Below are 19,993 nucleotides of genomic sequence, written 5' to 3' on the forward strand. Positions count from 1 at the left end.
CGTGGCGAAGGCTGCGCGTGTGGTTACTTCAGGGGTTTGCCGCGGTACCAGCGCTCGTGCGCCAGGGCCAGCATCGGCTTGTCTTCGGAACTATCGCCGTAGGCGTGGATGCGGACGTAGCGTGACAGATCGAACTGGCGACGGATGTGCTCGACCTTGCGCGGGCCACAATCGCCACCGGCGTAGCGGCCGGTCAGTCGTCCGCTTTCGCTTTCCAGCCGATTGCAGATCAACTGCAGGCCCAGTTGCTCACACCACGGCCGCAGGTACAGGTCCAGTGAACCGGACACCACCACCACGGTGTGCTGCTGCGCCTTGTGCCAGCGGATCTGCTCCAGCATTTCCGGACGCACGACATCGGGCAGGAACTCGCGGGAAAAGCCCGCCGCCAGCGTCTCGATGTCATCGGCGTGGCGCTCGCTGAAGGTCAAGCGGGTCACCCGGGCGCGAATGCGCTCGGCGGAGATCAGCTTCAGCTTGTAGGCCAGCAGCCACGGGCCGATCTTCCACCACGCCTGTGCCAGCTGTTCAGCGGTGGCGACCCGGCGCAGGAAGCGGCCGTAGGTGTCGCAGGTGGTGACAGTGTGGTCGAAGTCGAACAGCGCCAGTTCCAACGCAGCATCTCCCATCACGGTACCCCCTCTCGCAGTGCTCATGACCGGGCGCGGCCGGGGCCGCGCCCATGTTGCATCAACGCACCGGCATGCCCGGCTGCGCGCCGCTGTCGGCGTCCAGCAGTGCCAGCGCGCCGCCATCGAAACCGGCCGACAGGATCATGCCTTCGCTCAGGCCGAAACGCATCTTGCGCGGGGCCAGGTTGGCGATGAACACCACGCTGCGGCCGACCAGCGCTTCCGGCTCGCCGTAGCTGCCACGGATGCCCGAGAAGATCTGGCGCTTGCCCAGCTCGCCGGCATCCAGTTCGAAGCGCAGCAGCTTGTCCGAGCCTTCCACGAACTCGCACACCAGCACCTTGCCGATGCGCAGGTCGAGCTTGGCGAAGTCGTCGATGCCGATATAGGCCGGCGCGTCAGCGCTTTTCGCTTCGTCCTTGGCCACCACGGGTGCGGCAGGCTTGGCGGCTTCCACCTTGGCAGCGGGGGCAGCAGCGGCGGCGGTCAGGGTGTCCTTGGAGGCGTCGATCATGGCGTCAATCTTCTTCGGGTCGATACGGGTGAACAGCGGGGTGTATTCGGTGATGCGGTGGCCCAGCAGCGGCTGTGCCAGTTCGGTCCAGTCATTCACTGGCGCGGCCAGGAAGGCCTCGGCCTGCGCAGCGGTGGCCGGCAGCACCGGCTTCAAGGCGGTGACCAGCACGCGGAACAGATTCAGGCCCTGGCTGCAGACCGCCTGCAGCTGCGCGTCGGCGCCTTCCTGCTTGGCGATCACCCACGGCTTGACGTCGTCGATGTAGCGGTTGGCCTCATCGGCCAGGGTCATGGTCAGGCGGATCGCCGCGGCCGGGTCGTTGCGCTCGTAGGCCTCACGGATCGGCGCCAGGCCATCGACGAAGCGCTGGTACTGCGCCGCGTCGGGCAGCTGCGCGGTCAACTGGCCATCGAAGCGCTTGCTGATGAAGCCGGCGCAGCGGCTGGCGAGGTTGACGAACTTGCCGACCAGGTCGGCGTTGACGCGGGCGATGAAGTCGCCCAGGTTCAGGTCGAGGTCGTCGACGCCGCCACCGGACTTGGCCGCGAAGTAGTAACGCAGCGCCTCCGGTTCCAGACCGGCGTCCAGGAAGGTACGCGCCATCACGAAGGTGCCGCGCGACTTGCTCATCTTGGCGCCATCGACGGTCAGGTAGCCGTTGACGTGCAGGCGGGTCGGCGCGCGGTGGCCGGTGCCGTGCAGCACCGCCGGCCAGAACAGTCCGTGGAAATTGACGATGTCCTTGCCGAGGAAATGGTGCAGCTCGGTGCTCGTGCCCGCGCGCAGGTGCGATTCGAAGTCCTCGCCGATCTTGCCGCACAGGGTCTGGAAGCTGGATAGGTAGCCGATCGGCGCGTCCAGCCAGACGTAGAAGTACTTGCCCGGCTGGCCGGGAATCTCGAAACCGAAGTACGGCGCGTCACGCGAGATGTCCCACGCGCGCAGGCCACCTTCGGCGTTGAGCCATTCACCGAGCTTCGCCTTCACGCCGGGCAGGGCGACATCGCCGGACAGCCAGTCGCGCAGGAAGCCGTCGAAGTGGCCGACCTCGAAGAAGAAGTGCTCGGAGTCGCGCATTTCCGGGGTGGCCCCGGAGATCACCGAACGCGGTTCCTTCAGGTCGGTCGGCGCATAGGTGGCGCCGCAGACTTCGCAGTTGTCGCCGTACTGGTCGGCGCTGCCGCAGTTCGGGCAGATGCCCTTGACGTAGCGGTCGGGCAGGAACATGCCCTTGGCCGGGTCGTAGAACTGCGCCACCGAACGGCGGCTGATGTGGCCGGCTGCTTCCAGCTTCAGGTAGAACGCCTCGGTCAGCGCTTTGTTGGCGGCCGAATTGGTCGAGTCGTAATGGTCGAAGGCGACGCCGAAGGCGGCGAAATCACGTTCGTGACTGGCCTGGATGTTGGCGATGAAGGCTTCCGGGGTGACCCCGGCCTTCTCCGCAGCCAGCATGATCGGGGTGCCGTGGGTGTCGTCGGCGCACACGAACCAGGCCTTGCCGCCGCTCATTCGACGCGCACGCACCCAGATGTCAGCCTGGATGTAGCCGACCAGGTGGCCCAGATGCAGCGGGCCGTTGGCGTAGGGCAGGGCGGTGGTGACGAGCGCGGTACGGGTCATGGTCACGGGGTGCAGCCAGGGGGAACCGCAGATTATCGCATGCCCGCAACGAGGTGACCCGGCCGAGGCCGGGTCACGGGGATAAGGCGGGGGCCGGGGGCGCTTATTCGCGCTGCCAGGTCTGCGCGCGGCAGATGAAGGCGATGCAGCCGGACACGTCCAGCTTGGTGCCGCCGGGCTGCAGTTCCATCTTCGACCTGTAGGTCTTGCCGTTGGCCGGGTCGAGGATGGTGCCACCGGACCACTTGTTGGCGCCGTCGGCCTTCAGGTTCCAGAGGATGGTCATGCCCTTTACCGGCTTGTTCTTGTTGGCGCCTTCGCAACCGTCGCAGACCGGATTGGGGCCCTTGTCCGAGTGCAGGATCTCGACCACCTTGCCGGTCAGCGTGCCGTTGGCGGCCTGGCTGATCTCGACGATCGACTTCACCTTGCCGGTCTTGTCGTCGATGGTCTTCCAGCGGCCGGCGGCACTGTCGGCAGCCTGCGCGGAGAGCGCGGCCAGGCACAGCGGCAGCGCCAGCAGCAGGGTCTTGAAGGTCTTGCGCATGGTCCCCTCCCAGGGTTCATTCCGGCACGATGCCGGTACGGGTCGACTGTATACCCATTCGGCGGGGTATGGGGAAGGGGGGGGCTCGGCCGGGCTGCGCCCGGCACCCGCAACGGCAACGGCAACGGCAACAGCAACAGCAACAGCAACAGCAACAGCAACAGCGGGCGTTCCTTGGGATGGCGGGGTGGGTCCGGTTGCGGGGGACGCCGTAAACCCGTCCATGGGGGCTTGGCCGCGGCATCCATGCCGCGGACACCCCCGCAACCGGACCCACCCCGCCTTCGACAGGTCTCCGCAATCTGTTGGAATGGCACGGCCTGCTCTTGGTGGGTGTCGACCTTGGTCGACACTTGGATCCATGCCATGCATGGATGAATACCTGTCGGAATGGCACGGTCTGCTCTTGGTAGGTGTCGACCTTGGTCGACACGTAGATCCACGCCATGCGTGGATGAATCTCCTCGATTGAAAAATGCTCAACCGACTTCGTACAGCTCCAGCGGCAGGTCGTCGGGGTCGGCGAAGAAGGTGAAGCGGCGGCCGGTGTACTCGTCTACGCGGATCGGTTCGCAGGCTACGCCGTGGCTGGCCAGGCGTTCGATGAACGGTTCCAGCGCGGCTACCCGGAACGCGAGGTGGCGCAGGCCCTGGGCTTCGGGGCGGCTGGGCCGTGCGGGTGGCGAGGGGAAGGAGAACAGTTCCAGTTGGCCGCCATCGGGCAGGGCCAGGTCCAGTTTCCATGAGTCGCGTTCGGCGCGGTGGTTCTCGGCCAGTATGCGCAGGCCCAGCACGCGCACGTAGAAGTCTTTCGAGCGCTCGTAATCGCTGCAGATCAGCGCGGCATGGTGGATGCCCAGCAGGCCGGTGGTTTCGGGGGTCATTGCAGGGTGTCCAGCCAGCGCTGGGCGATCTTCAGCGCCAGCGCATAGGGTTCGGGGGCGTTGCGGTTGCTCAGCACGATCACGGTCAGGTGTTTGTCCGGGTAGCGCAGGATCACGTTGCGGAAGCCGATGCTCTCGCCACTGTGCCACTGCATGCGCCCGTTCAAGCGCCAGCCGAAACCGTAGTGCGGTACGTCCGCTTCGGTGGTGGCGGTGGCCGGGCTGAACATCGCCTTGCGTGATGCGGCTGACAGCAGGCGGTCGTCATAGAGGGCTGCATCCCAGCGGGCGAGGTCGTCCAGCGAGGAATAGATGCCGCCGTCGCCGAGTACGGCGCTGGTCGTGCTCTGGTCGGTGCGTTGCCAGTGGCCGCCGACCTCGCTGTAGCCATAGGCACGCTGCGCCACCACGTCGACACCGTCCCGGTGGGCGACGGTATGCGCCATGCCCAGTGGCCGGAAGATGCGCTGCTGCAGGAAGCTGGCAAAGTCGCTGCCGGCGGCGCGGCCGACGATCAGTGCCAGCAATGCGTAGCCGCTGTTGCTGTAGCGGTATTGCGTACCGGGGGCGAAGGCGAGGCGATCTTCGCGGGCCAGCAAGGCCAGAACATCGGCGTCGTGCACCTGCCGGGTGTCGGCAGGATCCATCAGGTCTTCGTAGTCCAGCAGGCCGCTGGTGTGCGACAGCAACTGGCGCAGGGTGATGGCGGCTGCGGCGGGGGGCAGTTCCGGCAGCCAGCGCCGCGCCGGCTGGTCCAGCGCGAGGCGGCCATCCTCGACCAGCAGCAGTACGGCGGCGGCAGTGAACTGCTTGCTGACCGAGGCCAGGCGGAAGTTGCTGGCCGGCGTCACGGCGCTGCCATCTTCGACCACGGCCAACCCGTAGCCGCGCCGGAATACCGGCTGGCCGTCGTGCAGCACCAGCACCGCCGCGCCCGGCACCTGGCCATCGTAGGCCTGCATCAGGCCATCGATGCCTGCATCCGGCGGCGCCAGCGCTGCCGCCGCCCGAGTGATCGACGGCGGCACAGTGAGCACGACGAGACACAACAGGGCGGCAGGGCGCATGGCAGCTCCGTGACGGTCAGGGGGCGGGTGCTGGTGTTGCAGTGGCCGGCTGGGCCAGCCAGCGTTCGATCTTGTGGTCCAGCACATCCAGTGGCATCGATCCGTCCTTCAGCACTTCGGCATGGAAGCGGCGCAGGTCAAACGCTGCGCCCTGGCGTGCCTTGGCTTTGTCACGCAGGGCGATGATCGTGGTCAGGCCGGCCACGTTGGACAGGGCCTGGCCAGGCTGGGCCATGATCCGTTCCACTTCCGCATTGGCATCGTCAGCGCTCATGTCGACGGTCTTCTGCAGATAGGTCACGGCCTGCTGCTTGCTCCAGCCCTGCGCATGCACGCCGGTGTCGGCGACCACGCGCGCGGCGCGCAGCAGGCGCGAATACAGATAGCCGATACGGTCGTACGGATCGCTGTACGCGCCAAGCGTTTCGCCCAGAGTCTCCGCATACAGGCCCCAGCCTTCGACGAAGGCGAGGTCACCACCGAGGCGGCGGAAGCGCGGCAGCTTGGTCAGTTCCTGCTGCAGGCCCAACTGCACGTGGTGGCCGGGAATGGCTTCATGCAGATACTGCACCGGCACGTTCCAGCGTTTGCGGCTGGGCAGGTCGCCGGTGTTGATGAACAGCACGCCGGGTTGTCCCGGGGGCGACGGCTGGTAGGACGCTGCAGCGGCGGTCATCGCACGCTCCGGCTCCACGGCATGGATCTGCAGCGGCGCCTTCGGCAGGGTGTCAAGCACCTGCGGCAGGCGTGCATCAACCTGCTGCTGCACCTGCCGGTAACGGTTGAGCAGCGCGTTGGCATCGCTGTACTGGAACTGGCGGTCGTTGCGCATGCTGCGCAGCAGCTTGGCCTGCGAACTGCGCAGCTTGCCATCGCGCATCACCGTGGTGATCTGCGCCTGCAGTTCCTGTACGCGCTGTTCGCCCAGCGCATGCAGCTGCGCGGCGGTCTGCTGGCTGGCAGTGGTCTGCACGATCAGGTTGGCGTACCAGGCCTGGCCATCGGGCAGTGCGCCCAGGCCGCTGCTGCTGCGCGTGGCGGGCAGGTATTCGGTGGCAATGAAGCCACGCAGGGCGCGGTACGCCGGCATGATGCGCAGTTCGATCATGCGCTTGTACTCGGCGCTGATGCGCGCCTTGTCTTCGGCGGAGATGGACTCGGGCATGGTCCGGATCGGCGACCAGAAGATGCTCTCTTCGGCGGTCGGCTTGATCACCGCATCCAGCTGCGGCAGGACTTTCTCCATCAGGTCACGCGGCTGCACCACGCCGGCCTTCATGCCCTGTCGCATGTTGGCGATGGCCTGGTCGAACAGGTCGGGGATGCCCAGCGAGCGTCGCGACCAGGTGTCGTAGTCCTTGGCCGTGTTGAACGGCTGCGCGCCAGCGCCGGCGCCGAGGATGGCCATGATGCTGCCGACGTTGTAGTACTGGCTGATCGGCATCATCCAGCTCGGATAGCGTTCGGCGGCCAGTGAGGCGCGGGCGTCGCGCACGAAGATCTCGTAGCTGAGCAGGTCCTGCCCCTGCAGGCCGTCGCTGCCGACCTTCTCGACCTTGCCCAGCCATTCGGTGGTGAAGTCGTGTGATTGCTGGCGCCAGGCGGCGGACAGGATGTTGGGCAGCTGGTCGTTGTAGCGCGGCTCGCCCTGGAAGGTGGCCTGAAGCGGGTTCAACCGCATGGAGGCATCCCAGTATTCGTCGTACAGCCGCTCCAGCTGCACCTGCTTGGGCACTGCGCGGGCTGGGGCGACCGGGCGCGGCGCGGCGCGGCGCGTCGAGCTGCCGCGGGCCGGCGGGGTGGCACGTGTGCCGGCGCGAGCCTTCGGCTTGGCGGCCTGGCGGGTCTGCGCGGCGGCGGGGCGGCTGCCCTTCTTCTTCGCTGCTTCAGCCGGCGGAACGGCGCTGAACAGGAACAACGCGGCGATGGCGGCGGCCAGGACGCGGGGGGAATACGGCATCAAGAAGCTTCCGTGGAACACAGACCGTGGAGCTTGCACGATCCGCGCGCGTACGGCCAGCGTGAGGGCGCAGTCAGCTTGTGTGCCGCTGGGGCTTCAGTCAGCCGCGGCCGCAGCGCGCAGGTCGGCGGCGCGCTGCTCGCCCAGATAGCGGGTGATTGCGCGGCGCATCAGGTACAGCAACGGAATCAGGGCGATCGCGAAGCCCATCTTGTAGACATAGTTGACGCTGCTCACTGCCAGGAACAGCGAGGTCGGCCAGTGCTGCGGGCCGAGCACGAAGGCGATCCAGATCACCACGAAGCTGTCCACCAGCTGCGAGACCGCGGTGGAACCCGTGGCACGCAGCCATACATGACGTTCGCCGGTGGCCTGGCGGATGCGATGGAACACCGCCACGTCGATCAACTGGCCGAACAGGAACGCCACCAGCGAGCCGGCGATGGTCCACATGCCCTGTCCGAACACCGCGGCGAACGCGGCCTGGTAATCGGGCACGCCGTGGGCATCCATCGAGGTCACCCACCAACTGGCCGGTGCCAGCGAGATCGCAGCGAAGGCGAACAGGAAGCCGTAGGCGATCAGCACCACCGCCAGCCACGAGATGAAACGCACCCCGCGCTTGCCGAAGAATTCGTTGATGGTGTCGGTCATGATGAACACCACCGGCCACAGCAGCGTGCCAGCGGTGAAGCTCAACGAGCCGGTCTGGCCGAACAGGTTCCAGTTCAGCGGGTCGATGCCGAGGGTGTCTTCCAGGGCGAAGATCTTCACCCCGATCAGTTCGGCCAGCACCGCGTTGCCGCAGAAGAACGCGGCCAGCACGATGAACAGCAGGACCGCGCGGTCCTGCAGTGGCCGCGCGTGCGACGCCTCGCTCATTCGGAACGATCGCCAGCGCGGGTGAACGGAACGCTGGAGGGTGCCACTGCACCGCCGGAAATGATGAAGCTCATCGCCTGGTCCACCGTCCAGTCGGTCGGGGTGAGCAGTTCGACGGGCACGATCTCCAGATAGCCCGAGGTCGGGTTCGGCGTGGTCGGTACATAGACGGCGGCCAGTTCGCGATCGGTGCCCTGTTCCTTGATGACCCGGGTAACCAGGCCGACCGATTTCATGTCCCGATGCGGGAAGTCGATCAGCACCACGCGCTGGGTGCTGCCCGGCTCGGTCTGCAGCATGTCCAGCAGCTTCTTGGCGCTGTCATAGATGATGCTGGCCAGCGGAATGCGCTTGATGATCGCACCGACCCAGCGCAGCAGGCGCTGGCCGACCACGCGGCGGCTGGCCACGCCCACTGCCAGGATCACCAGCAGGGTGGCCAGCAGGGCGATGGTGTTCTGGATCCATTCGGCGCGGACCCAGCCGAGGTAATGCGGGAAGTTGGTCGCGATCTGTTCGGACAGCGGCACCACCAGCGGGCTGGAGATGCCCGACAGCAGCACGAACACGAATTTGACCACCACCCAGGTCAGCCAGATCGGCAACAGGGTCAGCAGGCCGGTCAGGAACAGGCGCTGCAGGGAGGGGCGGGGAACCAGGGCGGGGGCTTCGAGCGACATGCGCGCATTGTAGCGGTCGCGGCCGCTCGTTTACGCTGCCTGTTGGCGGCGCTGGCCTTGCAGGGAAAGGATGCTGTGTTGAGGATGCTGCGGTGGATGGGCTGGGCAATGCTGGGTCTGCTGGTGATGGCCATCGCGGCATGGCTGCTGTCGAGGTTCTGGCCGTTGTCGGCCGCCCAGCGGGAAGACAGGCGCCTGCTCGAGGCCGTGCATCCAAGCGAAGGTCGCAACGGCTTCGCCCTGCTGTGGACACTGCCGTTCGATGGGCTGGACCTGGCCCAGCGTGAGGCGGCATTGGCCGACGATCTGCGGCGCTGGCAGACGACGCCAACGCACGCGTCGCACGCGTCGGTACTGGCGGCCGCGCAGGCACCGTTGAATCTGGATGGGGCAGGTCGTTGTGCCGTCGGGCCGGTCGGCTGCCTGGCACAGGTGCGCGCTGATCCGCAGCGCTTCGCTGGCGCCCACACTGGACATGCGGGCTTGCATGAGCGGCTGGCCAGGCTGGCAGACTTCGATCGTTTTGATTCGCCGTTCCAGCCCAGCGGAATCGAACTCATGCCGTTGCCGGCCTACACGCCGCTGTTGGATGGCGCCAGTGCGCAGGCGCTGGCCTACCTGCAGGGCGATGTTGCCGGTGCCATCGAGAGCGGCTGCAGCGCGGTCCGGTTCGGACGGCGGATGATGCGCACCGGCAGCACGCTGGTGGACAGCATGATGGGCGCTGCCGTGGTGCGGACCCATGCTGCGTTGCTGGGTGACATGCTGGTCGAGCAATCACCGGACTACGTGCTGTCGGCCTCCTGCAAGGCGGCGCTGCTGCCTCTGGACGCCGACGAACAGAGCCTGTGCCATGCAATGCAGGGCGAATTTGCGATGAACAAGGCGGCCATCGGGGCGTCCACGCAGACAGCAGGCAACCGTCTGCTGCTGGATCGCGACCACACCCTGGCCCGGATCGCCGGCAATTTCGGCTGGGCATGCCGCCCCGCTGCAGCCAAGGCGCTGGCAGCCGACGTTCCGCTGCCTGTGTCGGCGCGACCTCAATGGGATATGGGCTGTGTGGCCAATCCGCTGGGATGCACATTGAGCGCCATCGCCGGGCCGTCCTACGCCCAGTACGCGGCGCGCAGCCAGGACGCGGCGGCGATGATCCGCCTGCTCGGCGCGCAGCGCTGGCTGCGGCAACAGACCGAAGCGCCCGCCGAGGCGCTGGCGCGGTTGCCCGCACAATGGCGCTCGGATACCCGAGCGCCACAACTGTCTGCCGACGGTCGCTACCTGCAGGTACTGCGGCGTGGACCTGCGCGCGACGGCGAGGGCGGGTACTTGTCGATGCCGTTGCGGGCCGACTGACCCTGGCTCAGTCGCCGTCGCCGAGCGGATTGAACGCCCAGCCATCGCCGACGCTGTCCAGCGTCCAGCGCCTGCGGTCGCGCAGGGTCTGCCAGCGCACCTGTTCCTTGTCGTCCTGCATGCTGCCTTCGGTCAGCTTCACCTTGCCGGTAGAAAAGTTCACGCTGAGGCCCTCGGTCTGCCCGGAATTGCGCATCATCGAGTCGCGGTCGTAACCGATCAACGCGAAGTCGCCTTGCTGCCAGCGGAACGTGAATGTGGTGGTGCTCGTCGACCAGCTGCCCGCGCTGGAGAACGAGTACAGGCCCACCCGCAGTGCGCCGCGCTGGATCGACACGCCGGTGCCTTCGGCCAGCACATCGCTGAGCACGGGCGAGTCCGGCCGTGGAATGAGGGTGTGGTTCTGCGCGGCCAGCACGTAACCGGAAGGTCGCGCAAAGGCGATGGCGAGGATGCGCGGGTTGCTGTCATAGGGCGAAGGGCCGAACCCATCGTGCTCGATGATGTTGCGTGGATCCTGCTGGCGCAGTACCAGCGCAAGGTCCGCGCGCCCGTCCTGGTCGAGGTCGCCTTCGATCCTGTATTCCAGCGCCCAGCCGGAAGGTACGAAACCCTCGGCGGTGGCGGCGTGCGCCGGCAGGCTGGGATAGCGCACCGGCGGCACATCCAGTGCGGCAGCGGCAAAGGGCAGGGCGACCAGCGCCGCGGCAAGGAACAAAAGGCGCATTGCAGCCTCCATGGCAGGGCTGCAGAGGATAGCGGGACGCTCGCTGGCCTGCTTTACCGTGCGTGTGGCTTCAAGCGCACATAGACCTGCTTGCGTACCTGCGCGACGACCTCGCCTGCTTCGTCGACCACGTCGTTGCTGAACCAGCGCAGCACTTTTCCGCCACCGGCCGCCTCGGCACGCAGTTCCTCCAGCAAGGCATCGTCGATGCGGAACGAGGTGCGTACTGTTCCGCGACCGGGCTTGAGGAAATCGATCGCACCGGCGCGATCCCAGACGTAGTAATCACGGCCGAGCGTGTGCATCAGGCCCAGCATCCAGAACGGATCGGTCATCGCGAACAGGCTGCCGCCGAAGTGGGTGCCGACGTAGTTGCGGTTCCAGGGGCGCAGGCGCAGTTCCACGTCGATCTGACGGTAGTCCGGGGTGATCCGGGTGACATGGATGCCGGTGAACAGGAACGGTGGCCACAGATTGAGGCCGAAGCGGAACGTGCTGGCTTTCATGCGGTAGCCGGGCAGGGGGCGGGGCCCCAGTCTAACCATTCGCATGCGTATGTTGTAGCCCGCAGGGACGGCGTCAGGCCTGCCCGGCGCTACGGTCCGGGCGTGCCCGCGTCGATCACATAGCCGTCGCGGCCATTGTCCTTGGCCCGGTAAAGGGCGTTGTCGGCGCCTTCGACGAAATGATGTGGCTGCAGGTCGCTGTCCGGCACGCGGGTATAGACGCCGATGGTCAGGGTGACGCCCGTGTCGCTGCCATCACCGGGCGGCGGCAGGGCGCGGATGCAGGAGATCAGGTCTTCGATCACCTGCCGTGCGCCTTCCACCGGGGTGTCGGGCAGTACCAGGGCGAACTCGTCGCCGCCGTAGCGTGCGGCCATGTCACGGGGACGCCGGGCATGCGCCTGGATCAGGCGGGCTACTTCGCACAGCACGCGATCGCCGACCTGGTGGCCATGACGATCGTTGTGGTGCTTGAAGTGGTCGACATCGATCAGGGCCAGGGTCAGGGGCTTGCCGCTGCGGCGTGCCGCGTCGCATTCCTGTTGCAGCGATTGTTCGAAGCGCAGGCGGTTGCCCAGTCCGGTCAGCGCGTCGCGGTTGGCCTGGCGGTGCCAGGAGGCGATCCGCCAGGTCGCCCATGCGGTCAGTACCAGCAGGACGCCGAGCAGGGCGCTGGCCGGCGCCCACCAGAGGCTGCCAGTGCGCAGCAGCAGCCAGCTCAGCAGCGGCGCGGCGGGCAGCGCGCACAGGGCAACCACCCAGGGCAGGCGCAGCCCGAGCAGCAGTACGCACAGCGCCACCAGCAGGCCGGCCAGGGCGTCCTGCCAGGCGCGGGGCAACACGTCGATCTGCTTGTCCTGCAGCAGCATCGAGGCGATGTTGGCCTGGTACTCGCTGCCGCTCATCCAGTATTCGCGGGTGGTGGGCGTCAACAGGCGGGTGGTGATGCCGCTGGCCGTCATGCCCACCACGATGCGCCTGCCATGCAGCATCGAGGCATCCACGCGACCCTCCAGTACATCGGCGTAGGACACCTGCGGCAAGCGTTCCGGTGGCCCGGCATAGCGCACGCGCACGTAGTCGTTGCGGCGCCACTGGTAGGGCGAGTCCAGCGCGGGGTCGGGGTCGGGCAGGCCCTGCGCGCGTTGCGGCGGCAGACCGGTCAACGCCAGGCCGAGTGCAGGCCAGTGTGCCTGGCCGATACCGGCATGCAGATAGATTCCACGGGCGACCCCATCGCCGTCGACTTCGACGTCGCTGTGGCCGATGGCGGCCGCGCTGGCAGCAATCAGCGGAATGGGCAACATCTCCTCGGCCATGCGGTCACCGGCGGCAGGCGCGGCCAGCACGGGCAGCACCACGCGGCCGTTGCGCCGGATCGCCGCTGCAAGCTCGGCATCCTGGCGCGCATCGCGGCGGTCGGGCTCGGACAGCATGAGGTCCAGCGCGACGCGCTCGGCACCGGCATCGGTCAGGCGGTCCAGCAGGCGGGCATGTACCGAGCGCGGCCACGGCCACTGGCCCAGCCGCTGCAGGCTGCCCTCGTCGATGGCGACGATCAGCACGCTGGGGTCGGGGCGGTAGTCCCAGCTGCCGACCATCATGTCGTACGCCGTTTCGTCCTGCCGCCACAGCCATTGGCCGTGGCTGACCACAGCAGTCGATACACCTGCCAGCAGGGCCAGCAGGATCCGTCGCGACCACGGTAAAGGCGAGCGTCTCACAGCAGCAGCCAGAGCAGCAGGACGCCGCCGCCCGCGCCGTAGCACAGGCGGCATGGCAGCTTCACCTGCTGGGCAGGCGAGAACGGGCCCGCATGGCCGTCATCGTCGATGTACTGCACACGGATGTACAGCGTGCCGCGCCACGGGCGCTTGAAGCTGACCTGTGGTTGGTCAACGGTGGCATCGACCAGTGGTGTGCTGAAATCGCCGCGACGATCGACCTGCACCCGGTAGCGCTGGCCATCGCTTCCGGCCTGCCAGCGCAGGGTCAGCTCACCATCGGTGGCTTCGGGCGGCTGCAGTGCCGGGTCCACGGGTTCGTCGCTCAGATGCAGCGTCAGCGCCTGGCCATAGCGACCCTGGTGGCCCTGACCATCACGCGACGCGATCCGCCAGTAGTACTGGCCGGGAGGCAGTGGTTCGCCCAGGCGCAGGTCGGTGCCACCGGAACGCTGCTCGCGCAGCGGCTGCAGGAACTGCGGTTCGTCGGCGATCTGCAGCACGCTGCTGCTTGCACCGGGTGCCTGGCTCCACTGGAAGCGCGGCCGGTCGCTGTTCACCGTCTGGCCCTGCAGCGGCGAAATGGTCAGCGGCGGTGGCGGCTGGTCGCTGAGGAGGAAATCCTCGCTGGCATCGAGTCCTTCCACGCCTTGTGCATCCACCGCGCGCAGCAGCAGGCGCAGCGCTCCCGGCGGCAGCTCGCCGATCACCATCCGGGTGTCGGTGGTGGTGGCGGCAAACAGCAGAATTTCCGGAGTGCCGGCCTGTACGACTTCGACGCGGTAGTGATCGGCGCCTGCCACGGGCTGCCAGTCGAGCTGGGCCGGCAGGGCGCCCAGGCGGGTCGAATCGGCGCGCAGGTGTGGTGCCGGCAGCAGCCCGGAAACCGCTTCGGGTGCTGTTTCGCTGCCCGCGCTGCGGCTGGCCTGGCCGGGATGGACCAGGCGCTGGCCATGTGGGTTGCCGACCTGCACTTTGCCTTCCAGCACTTCGGTGGCACCGGCATGGGCGTCATCGCCGGCGCTGACCCGGAACACGGTGCCGCGCACGCTGCTGGTGGCCGTGGGTGCATCGATGATGTAACGCGAGGCGGGTCCACGCGCCGGGGTGACCCGGTTGCTGGCGCGCCCCTGCTGCAGGCGCAGGCGGGTATCGACCATGCCGGTGCGTCCATAACGGCTGAGCTGGTCCAGGCGCAGGCGTGAGTACTCGCGCAGCTGCAGCCGCGAGGCGTCGGCGAATTCAAGCGTGATACTGGAGTCGGCCTTGGTCTGGATCGCATCGCCGATGTGCAGCTGCTCACCTGCGCGCACAGCGCGGCTGCTGCTGCCATCGGCCGCGCTCAGTTCAACCTGCCCACGCACGGCGAGCACCCGCGCGGGTGCGGGTTCAATGCGCAACCAGCCGATCGGGAAGCGCAGCAGTTCACCCGGCGGCAGCCGGTACGGATTGTCGATGCGGTTGTGCTGCTGCAGCTGTTGCCAGCCCACGCTGGGCTTGAGATAGGCCGCACCCAGATCCCACAGGGTATCGCCGGGGCGGACCCGGTAGTTCCAGTCCTGCGCGCCGGCGAACGCCGGCAACAGGCAGAGGGCACACAGCAGTGTGCGCAGGAAACGCATGATGAAAGACGACGAGCGGCCAACGGTCACGGATTGCTGTCCCGGCAAAGCGGGGGCGCAGCTGCAAGACCCCATGGCCCCGACCTCATCCCCCCGAACGGATCGTGGCGACCCTTGGGGCCACCATCGCGGGCATTATTGCCCGCGTTCAGTGCAGGGATTCTGAACGATGCCGGTGCCGTTCAGAACAGCAGGGAGGCCATCCGGCGCCGCGAACGGCCGACCAGGTCTTCATCGGAGATGACGTTGAAGGCATCGATCAGCGCCTTGCGCGGCAGTCCTTCCTGGAAAGCGCGGTCGATCCGCAGCATCTCCAGGAACTGTTCCAGTGCGGCTTCGTCGTCGCCGGCCAGCAGCAGCTGCACGCCGCGCAGATGACGTGCCTGCAGATCCTTGCCGTCGGCGGCGATGCGCGCCTCCAGCACCTCGGCGGGCGGGGCTTCCTTCAGCGCGGCGGCGAAAGCAAGGCGTGCGCGGCCACGCACGGCGCGGTCATCGGTAGCCAGGTTGGCGGGCAGGGCGTCGATCAGGGTACCGGCCTCGTCCACGCCGCCAACCTGCAGCAGTGCCAGGGCCAGGTCGAGCTTCAGCTCGTCCTTGCCCGGCTCGGCTGCGATCTGCGCGCGCAGCACGTCCACCTGCGCCTGCGGGTCGAGCGGGGCCTCGTCCTCGACGATGGCGTCGCCGACATCGGCCGGCACAACGCCGTGCTGGGCCAGGAATTCACGCAGCTGACCTTCCGGCAGGGCACCGGGGAAGCCGTCCACCAGCTGCCCACCCTTGACCAGGAACACGGTGGGCACCGAACGGATCTGGAAGGCGGCTGCGATCTGCTGTTCCTTGTCCACATCGACCTTGGCCAGTTCGAACGCACCGTTGTATTCGCCGGCCAGCTTTTCCAGCATCGGGCCGAGGGTCTTGCACGGTTCGCACCAGGTCGCCCAGAAATCCACCAGGACCGGCGTCTGCAGCGACTTCTGCAGCACGTCCGCCTCGAAGGTGGCGGTGGTGGCGTCGAATACGTAGGTCGTCTCGGTCATGGGGCATCGTTCGGCATCTGGAGACCGATTCTATGGTGACGAACCTTGTCGGTCTCAACCCTGGGGTCACTCCCATCCTCAAATCCCGGATGGCTTGGCGGAGGTGCCAGCTGCCGCGACAATGTCCTGATGTTCTTCCTGAGAGTGGCCGCAATGTCCGTGGTTCGGCTGGACCGTTGGGTGGGCGTGCTCGCCGCAGCCCTGTTCGTGCTGTCGGTGGTCGGCTTCGGTGCGGCGCTGCCGGACTATTCGCAGGCGCTGCATCCGGTGACCTGGCTGGGCGCGCATGGCATCCCCCATGCGCTGGGCTTCAACCTGCTGGGCCTGGTGCTGCCGGGCGCGCTGGCGGTCGTCGTGGCCGAGCGCCTGCGCCGGCTGCTGCCGGTGGACGCTGCCTGGACGGCACGCGTGGGCAGCCAGATGCTGCTGCTGGCCGGCCTTGCCTTCATCGCGATGGGTCTGCTGCCGCTGGATTTCGAGGACCAGATGGACATGCAGGGCCCGGCCAGCAAGCTGCACGCCAGCATGTGGATGGTCTGGGCGCTGGCCTTTGTCGCAGGTAGCGTGCTGCTGGGGGCGGCACGGCTGCGGCACTCGGGTGGGCGCAGATTGGGTCTGCTGGCGCTGGGCTGCGGGATCGGTGCCGGTCTGCTCGCGTTCGGCCTGCCCGGTGTACTGCCGGCGGCGCTGGCGCAGCGCCTGGCCTTTGCCTGCTGGGCACTGTGGCTGGCCTTGGCCCTGCCTCTGTCGCGCGGGCGCTGAGACGCATTCCGCTGCCTCGCTGCGGGCGGGTCCGGCAGGCGGGATTGGAGCCATTTGCCGCACTGCGGTACGCTGTACCGCTTTGCCGCCGCAACCGCGTGTTACATGACCAGCGTCGAACCCAACGTTTACGATCCGCAGCAGGTTGAATCCGCCGCCCAGAAGTACTGGGACGCTACCCGTGCCTTCGAGGTCGATGAAGCCTCGGACAAGCCGAAGTACTACTGCCTGTCGATGCTTCCGTATCCGTCCGGTGCGCTGCACATGGGCCACGTGCGCAACTACACGATCGGCGACGTGATCAGCCGCTACAAGCGCATGACCGGCCACAACGTCCTGCAGCCGATGGGCTGGGACGCATTCGGCCTGCCGGCGGAAAACGCTGCGATCAAGAACAAGACCGCGCCGGCCGCCTGGACCTACAAGAACATCGACCACATGCGCAGCCAGCTGCAGTCGCTGGGCTATGCCATCGACTGGTCGCGCGAGTTCGCCACCTGCCGCCCGGACTATTACGTCCACGAGCAGCGCATGTTCACCCGCCTGATGCGCAAGGGCTTGGCCTACCGCCGCAATGCGGTGGTGAACTGGGACCCGGTCGACCAGACCGTGCTGGCCAACGAGCAGGTCATCGATGGCCGTGGCTGGCGCTCCGGTGCGCTGGTGGAAAAACGCGAGATTCCGCAGTGGTTCCTGCGCATCACCGACTACGCCCAGGAACTGCTGGACGGCCTGGATGAGCTGGACGGCTGGCCGGACTCGGTCAAGACCATGCAGCGCAACTGGATCGGCCGTTCCGAAGGCCTGGAAATCCAGTTCGATGTGCGCGACGTTGATGGCGCCGCCCTGGATCCGCTGCGCGTGTTCACCACCCGCCCGGATACCGTGATGGGCGTGACCTTCGTGTCGATCGCCGGCGAACATCCGCTGGCGCTGCATGCGGCGAAGAACAACCCGGAACTGGCTGCGCTGCTGTCGGAAATGAAGCAGGGCGGCGTGTCCGAGGCCGAGCTGGAGACCCAGGAAAAGCGCGGTATGGATACCGGCCTGCGCGCCGTGCATCCGGTGACCGGTGCCCAGGTGCCGGTATGGGTCGCCAACTTCGTGCTGATGGGCTACGGCACCGGCGCCGTGATGGCCGTACCGGGCCATGACCAGCGCGACAATGAGTTCGCCAACAAGTATGACCTCCCGATCCGCCAGGTCATCGCGCTGAAGTCGCTGCGCAAGGACGAGGGCGCCTACGACGCGACGCGTTGGCAGGACTGGTACGGCGACAAGACCCGCGAAACCGAGCTGATCAACTCCGAAGAGTTCGACGGTCTGGACTTCCAGGGCGCTTTCGAAGCACTGGCCGAACGGTTCGAGCGCAAGGCCCAGGGCCAGCGCCGCGTGAACTACCGTCTGCGCGACTGGGGCGTGAGCCGCCAGCGTTACTGGGGCTGCCCGATTCCGGTGATCTACTGCGACAAGTGTGGCGCGGTGCCGGTGCCGGAAGACCAGCTGCCGGTGGTGCTGCCGGAAGACGTGGCGTTCTCGGGTACCGGTTCGCCGATCAAGACCGATCCAGAATGGCGCAAGACCACCTGCCCGGACTGCGGTGGCGCGGCCGAGCGTGAGACCGACACCTTCGACACCTTCATGGAGTCGAGCTGGTACTACGCCCGTTACACCTCGCCGGGCGCCCGTGATGCGGTCGACAAGCGTGGCAACTACTGGTTGCCGGTGGACCAGTACATTGGTGGCATCGAGCACGCGATCCTGCACCTGATGTATTTCCGCTTCTACCACAAGCTGCTGCGCGACGCGCGCATGGTGGACAGCAACGAACCGGCACGCAACCTGCTGTGCCAGGGCATGGTGATCGCCGAGACCTACTATCGTCCGAACCCGGACGGCTCGAAGGACTGGATCAACCCGGCCGACGTGGACGTGCAGCGCGATGAGCGCGGCCGCATCACCGGTGCGACGCTGGTCGCCGACGGTCAGCCGGTCGTGGTCGGCGGTACCGAGAAGATGTCCAAGTCGAAGAACAACGGCGTGGACCCGCAGGCGATGGTCGGCAAGTACGGTGCCGACACCGTGCGCCTGTTCTCGATGTTCGCGGCGCCGCCGGAACAGTCGCTGGAATGGAACGAAGCCGGCGTGGACGGCATGGCCCGCTTCCTGCGCCGCCTGTGGGCGCAGGTGCAGAAGCATGCTGCCGACGGTGCCGCACCGGCGCTGGATGCAGCCGCGCTGGATGCCAGCCAGAAAGCCCTGCGCCGCAAGACCCACGAGACCATCGGCAAGGTCGGTGACGACTACGGCCGCCGCCACAGTTTCAATACCGCGATTGCCGCGGTGATGGAGCTGATGAACGCGCTGGCCAAGTTCGAGGACGGCAGTGAACAGGGGCGCGCCGTGCGCCAGGAAGCACTGCAGGCCATCGTGCTGCTGCTCAATCCGATCACCCCGCACGCCAGCCACGCCCTGTGGCAGGTGCTGGGCCATGGCGAAACGCTGCTGGAAGACCAGCCGTTCCCGCAGGCCGACAGCAATGCGCTGGTACGTGACGCGCTGACCCTGGCCGTGCAGGTCAATGGCAAGCTGCGTGGCACCATCGAGGTCGCCGCCGACGCTGCGCGCGAGCAGATCGAAGCGCTGGCACTGGCCGAGCCGAATGCGGCCAAGTTCCTGGAAGGCCTGACGGTGCGCAAGATCATCATCGTCCCCGGCAAGATCGTGAACATCGTCGCTGCCTGATGTACCTGGCACCGGCCGCCATCGTGGCGGCCGGTGCGTTGTCGCCACGCCGGGCGCGCCCGGCCGATGGCCCTGCGTTCACGCGGCCTCGGGCACCCTGTCTGTTGCCGTGATCGCCCGGCTCCGCCAGACTGTCTCCATGACCCGAATCCTGCTTGCCCTCGTTCTTGTCCTCGGCCTCGCCGGCTGCGGTTTCCACCTGCGCAACAAGCTGATGCTGCCGACCGATACGGCGCCGGTGAAGGTGGTATCCACCGCACCCTACAGCGAGCTGGTCAAGCTGTTGAACCGCAGTCTGCTGGCATCCGGTGCGCGCTTGGCCGATGAGGACAGCAAGGACCCCACCACCCAGCTGCAGGTGTTGTCCGAGCGCTGGGGTGACCTGCCCATCGCGATCGACTCGCAGGGCCGCGCGCAGGAGTACAGCCTGCGCTACGCGGTGATCTTCATCTTCCGCCGCGAAGATGGCAGCGAACTGGTGCCGCAGCAGGTGATCGAACTGTCGCGCGACTACGTGTCGCCGCCGACCGACGCCACCGGTACCACCACCGAACGCGAGATCCTGGCCGATGAGCTGCGCCGGGAAATGTCGGCCTCGATCATCCGCCGCATCGACAGCGTGGTCCGTGCTGAACTGGAAAAGGGTGGCAGCCTGTCGGCGCCGAAGCCGGTCGAGCACGACCCGGTCGAGCCCGCACCTGCCGTCAAGCACTGAGTCGGGC

The 19,993-nt window shown here is 67.2% G+C and carries 17 protein-coding genes; 4 read left to right on the forward strand and 13 right to left on the reverse strand.

All coding sequences use genetic code 11. The features are described from left to right. Window positions 1–23: 23 nt before the first annotated feature. From HUT07_RS05015 to HUT07_RS05050, 8 genes are all read right to left on the reverse strand, one after another. Window positions 24–614 carry an HAD family hydrolase gene (locus tag HUT07_RS05015; protein ID WP_176022478.1) on the reverse strand — a complete coding sequence of 197 codons (591 nt, stop codon included), beginning with the start codon at window positions 612–614 and terminating at the stop codon, window positions 24–26. A 76-nt stretch (window positions 615–690) separates the two neighbouring features. After that, complete coding sequence (metG, locus tag HUT07_RS05020; RefSeq protein ID WP_176020005.1) at window positions 691–2,769, reverse strand: methionine--tRNA ligase; 2,079 nt, start codon at window positions 2,767–2,769, stop codon at window positions 691–693. Window positions 2,770–2,872: 103 nt separating this feature from the next. Then, complete coding sequence (locus HUT07_RS05025) at window positions 2,873–3,316, reverse strand: DUF2147 domain-containing protein (protein WP_176020006.1); 444 nt, start codon at window positions 3,314–3,316, stop codon at window positions 2,873–2,875. A 479-nt stretch (window positions 3,317–3,795) separates the two neighbouring features. Continuing rightward, on the reverse strand, window positions 3,796–4,200 hold the full coding sequence (locus HUT07_RS05030) for a VOC family protein (RefSeq protein WP_176020007.1): 405 nt from the start codon (window positions 4,198–4,200) through the stop codon (window positions 3,796–3,798). Continuing rightward, entirely contained in the window at window positions 4,197–5,267 is a 1,071-nt protein-coding gene (locus tag HUT07_RS05035; RefSeq protein WP_176020008.1) for a serine hydrolase domain-containing protein, read from the reverse strand. Before HUT07_RS05035 ends, HUT07_RS05030 begins: the two co-directional genes overlap by 4 nt. A 16-nt stretch (window positions 5,268–5,283) precedes the next feature. Further along, window positions 5,284–7,227 carry a DUF885 family protein gene (locus HUT07_RS05040; protein ID WP_176020009.1) on the reverse strand — a complete coding sequence of 648 codons (1,944 nt, stop codon included), beginning with the start codon at window positions 7,225–7,227 and terminating at the stop codon, window positions 5,284–5,286. A 96-nt stretch (window positions 7,228–7,323) separates the two neighbouring features. After that, window positions 7,324–8,109, reverse strand: coding sequence for a queuosine precursor transporter (locus HUT07_RS05045; RefSeq protein WP_089236384.1), 786 nt, complete (start codon window positions 8,107–8,109; stop codon window positions 7,324–7,326). Continuing rightward, window positions 8,106–8,789 carry a DUF502 domain-containing protein gene (locus HUT07_RS05050; RefSeq protein ID WP_089236383.1) on the reverse strand — a complete coding sequence of 228 codons (684 nt, stop codon included), beginning with the start codon at window positions 8,787–8,789 and terminating at the stop codon, window positions 8,106–8,108. The genes HUT07_RS05045 and HUT07_RS05050 overlap by 4 nt, the downstream gene beginning before the upstream one ends. 84 nt (window positions 8,790–8,873) lie before the next feature. Here HUT07_RS05050 and HUT07_RS05055 point away from each other — a divergent pair, with 84 nt between their 5' ends. Continuing rightward, a complete protein-coding gene (locus tag HUT07_RS05055; protein WP_254898919.1) occupies window positions 8,874–10,145 on the forward strand; it encodes a hypothetical protein in 1,272 nt (423 codons plus the stop codon). 7 nt (window positions 10,146–10,152) lie between these two features. Here HUT07_RS05055 and HUT07_RS05060 read toward each other — a convergent pair whose 3' ends face one another. The 5 genes from HUT07_RS05060 to trxA form a co-directional block, all read right to left on the reverse strand. Then, the gene (locus HUT07_RS05060) at window positions 10,153–10,872 is read right to left on the reverse strand and encodes a hypothetical protein (RefSeq protein WP_176020011.1); all 720 of its coding nucleotides are present in this window, start codon (window positions 10,870–10,872) and stop codon (window positions 10,153–10,155) included. 53 nt (window positions 10,873–10,925) lie between these two features. Continuing rightward, the gene (locus tag HUT07_RS05065) at window positions 10,926–11,378 is read right to left on the reverse strand and encodes a DUF4442 domain-containing protein (RefSeq protein WP_176020012.1); all 453 of its coding nucleotides are present in this window, start codon (window positions 11,376–11,378) and stop codon (window positions 10,926–10,928) included. Between the two features lie 89 nt (window positions 11,379–11,467). After that, window positions 11,468–13,102 carry a CHASE2 domain-containing protein gene (locus HUT07_RS05070; RefSeq protein ID WP_176020013.1) on the reverse strand — a complete coding sequence of 545 codons (1,635 nt, stop codon included), beginning with the start codon at window positions 13,100–13,102 and terminating at the stop codon, window positions 11,468–11,470. Continuing rightward, complete coding sequence (locus HUT07_RS05075; RefSeq protein WP_176020014.1) at window positions 13,099–14,799, reverse strand: FecR domain-containing protein; 1,701 nt, start codon at window positions 14,797–14,799, stop codon at window positions 13,099–13,101. Before HUT07_RS05075 ends, HUT07_RS05070 begins: the two co-directional genes overlap by 4 nt. A 107-nt stretch (window positions 14,800–14,906) precedes the next feature. Next, a complete protein-coding gene (gene trxA, locus HUT07_RS05080; protein ID WP_176020015.1) occupies window positions 14,907–15,764 on the reverse strand; it encodes a thioredoxin in 858 nt (285 codons plus the stop codon). Between the two features lie 153 nt (window positions 15,765–15,917). On the opposite strand from trxA, the gene HUT07_RS05085 reads away from it, so the two are divergent. The 3 genes from HUT07_RS05085 to lptE all read left to right on the forward strand — a co-directional run bounded on the left by HUT07_RS05085 (window position 15,918) and on the right by lptE (window position 19,986). Next, window positions 15,918–16,526, forward strand: a complete 609-nt coding sequence (locus HUT07_RS05085) for a DUF998 domain-containing protein (protein ID WP_176020016.1) — start codon at window positions 15,918–15,920, stop codon at window positions 16,524–16,526. Between the two features lie 105 nt (window positions 16,527–16,631). Continuing rightward, a complete protein-coding gene (gene leuS / locus HUT07_RS05090; RefSeq protein ID WP_176020017.1) occupies window positions 16,632–19,271 on the forward strand; it encodes a leucine--tRNA ligase in 2,640 nt (879 codons plus the stop codon). Window positions 19,272–19,410: 139 nt separating this feature from the next. Then, window positions 19,411–19,986, forward strand: coding sequence for an LPS assembly lipoprotein LptE (gene lptE / locus HUT07_RS05095; RefSeq protein ID WP_176020018.1), 576 nt, complete (start codon window positions 19,411–19,413; stop codon window positions 19,984–19,986). The last annotated feature ends 7 nt before the right edge of the window (window positions 19,987–19,993 follow it).

Origin of the sequence: Stenotrophomonas sp. NA06056 (assembly GCF_013364355.1) — a bacterium.
Classification (GTDB): domain Bacteria; phylum Pseudomonadota; class Gammaproteobacteria; order Xanthomonadales; family Xanthomonadaceae; genus Stenotrophomonas.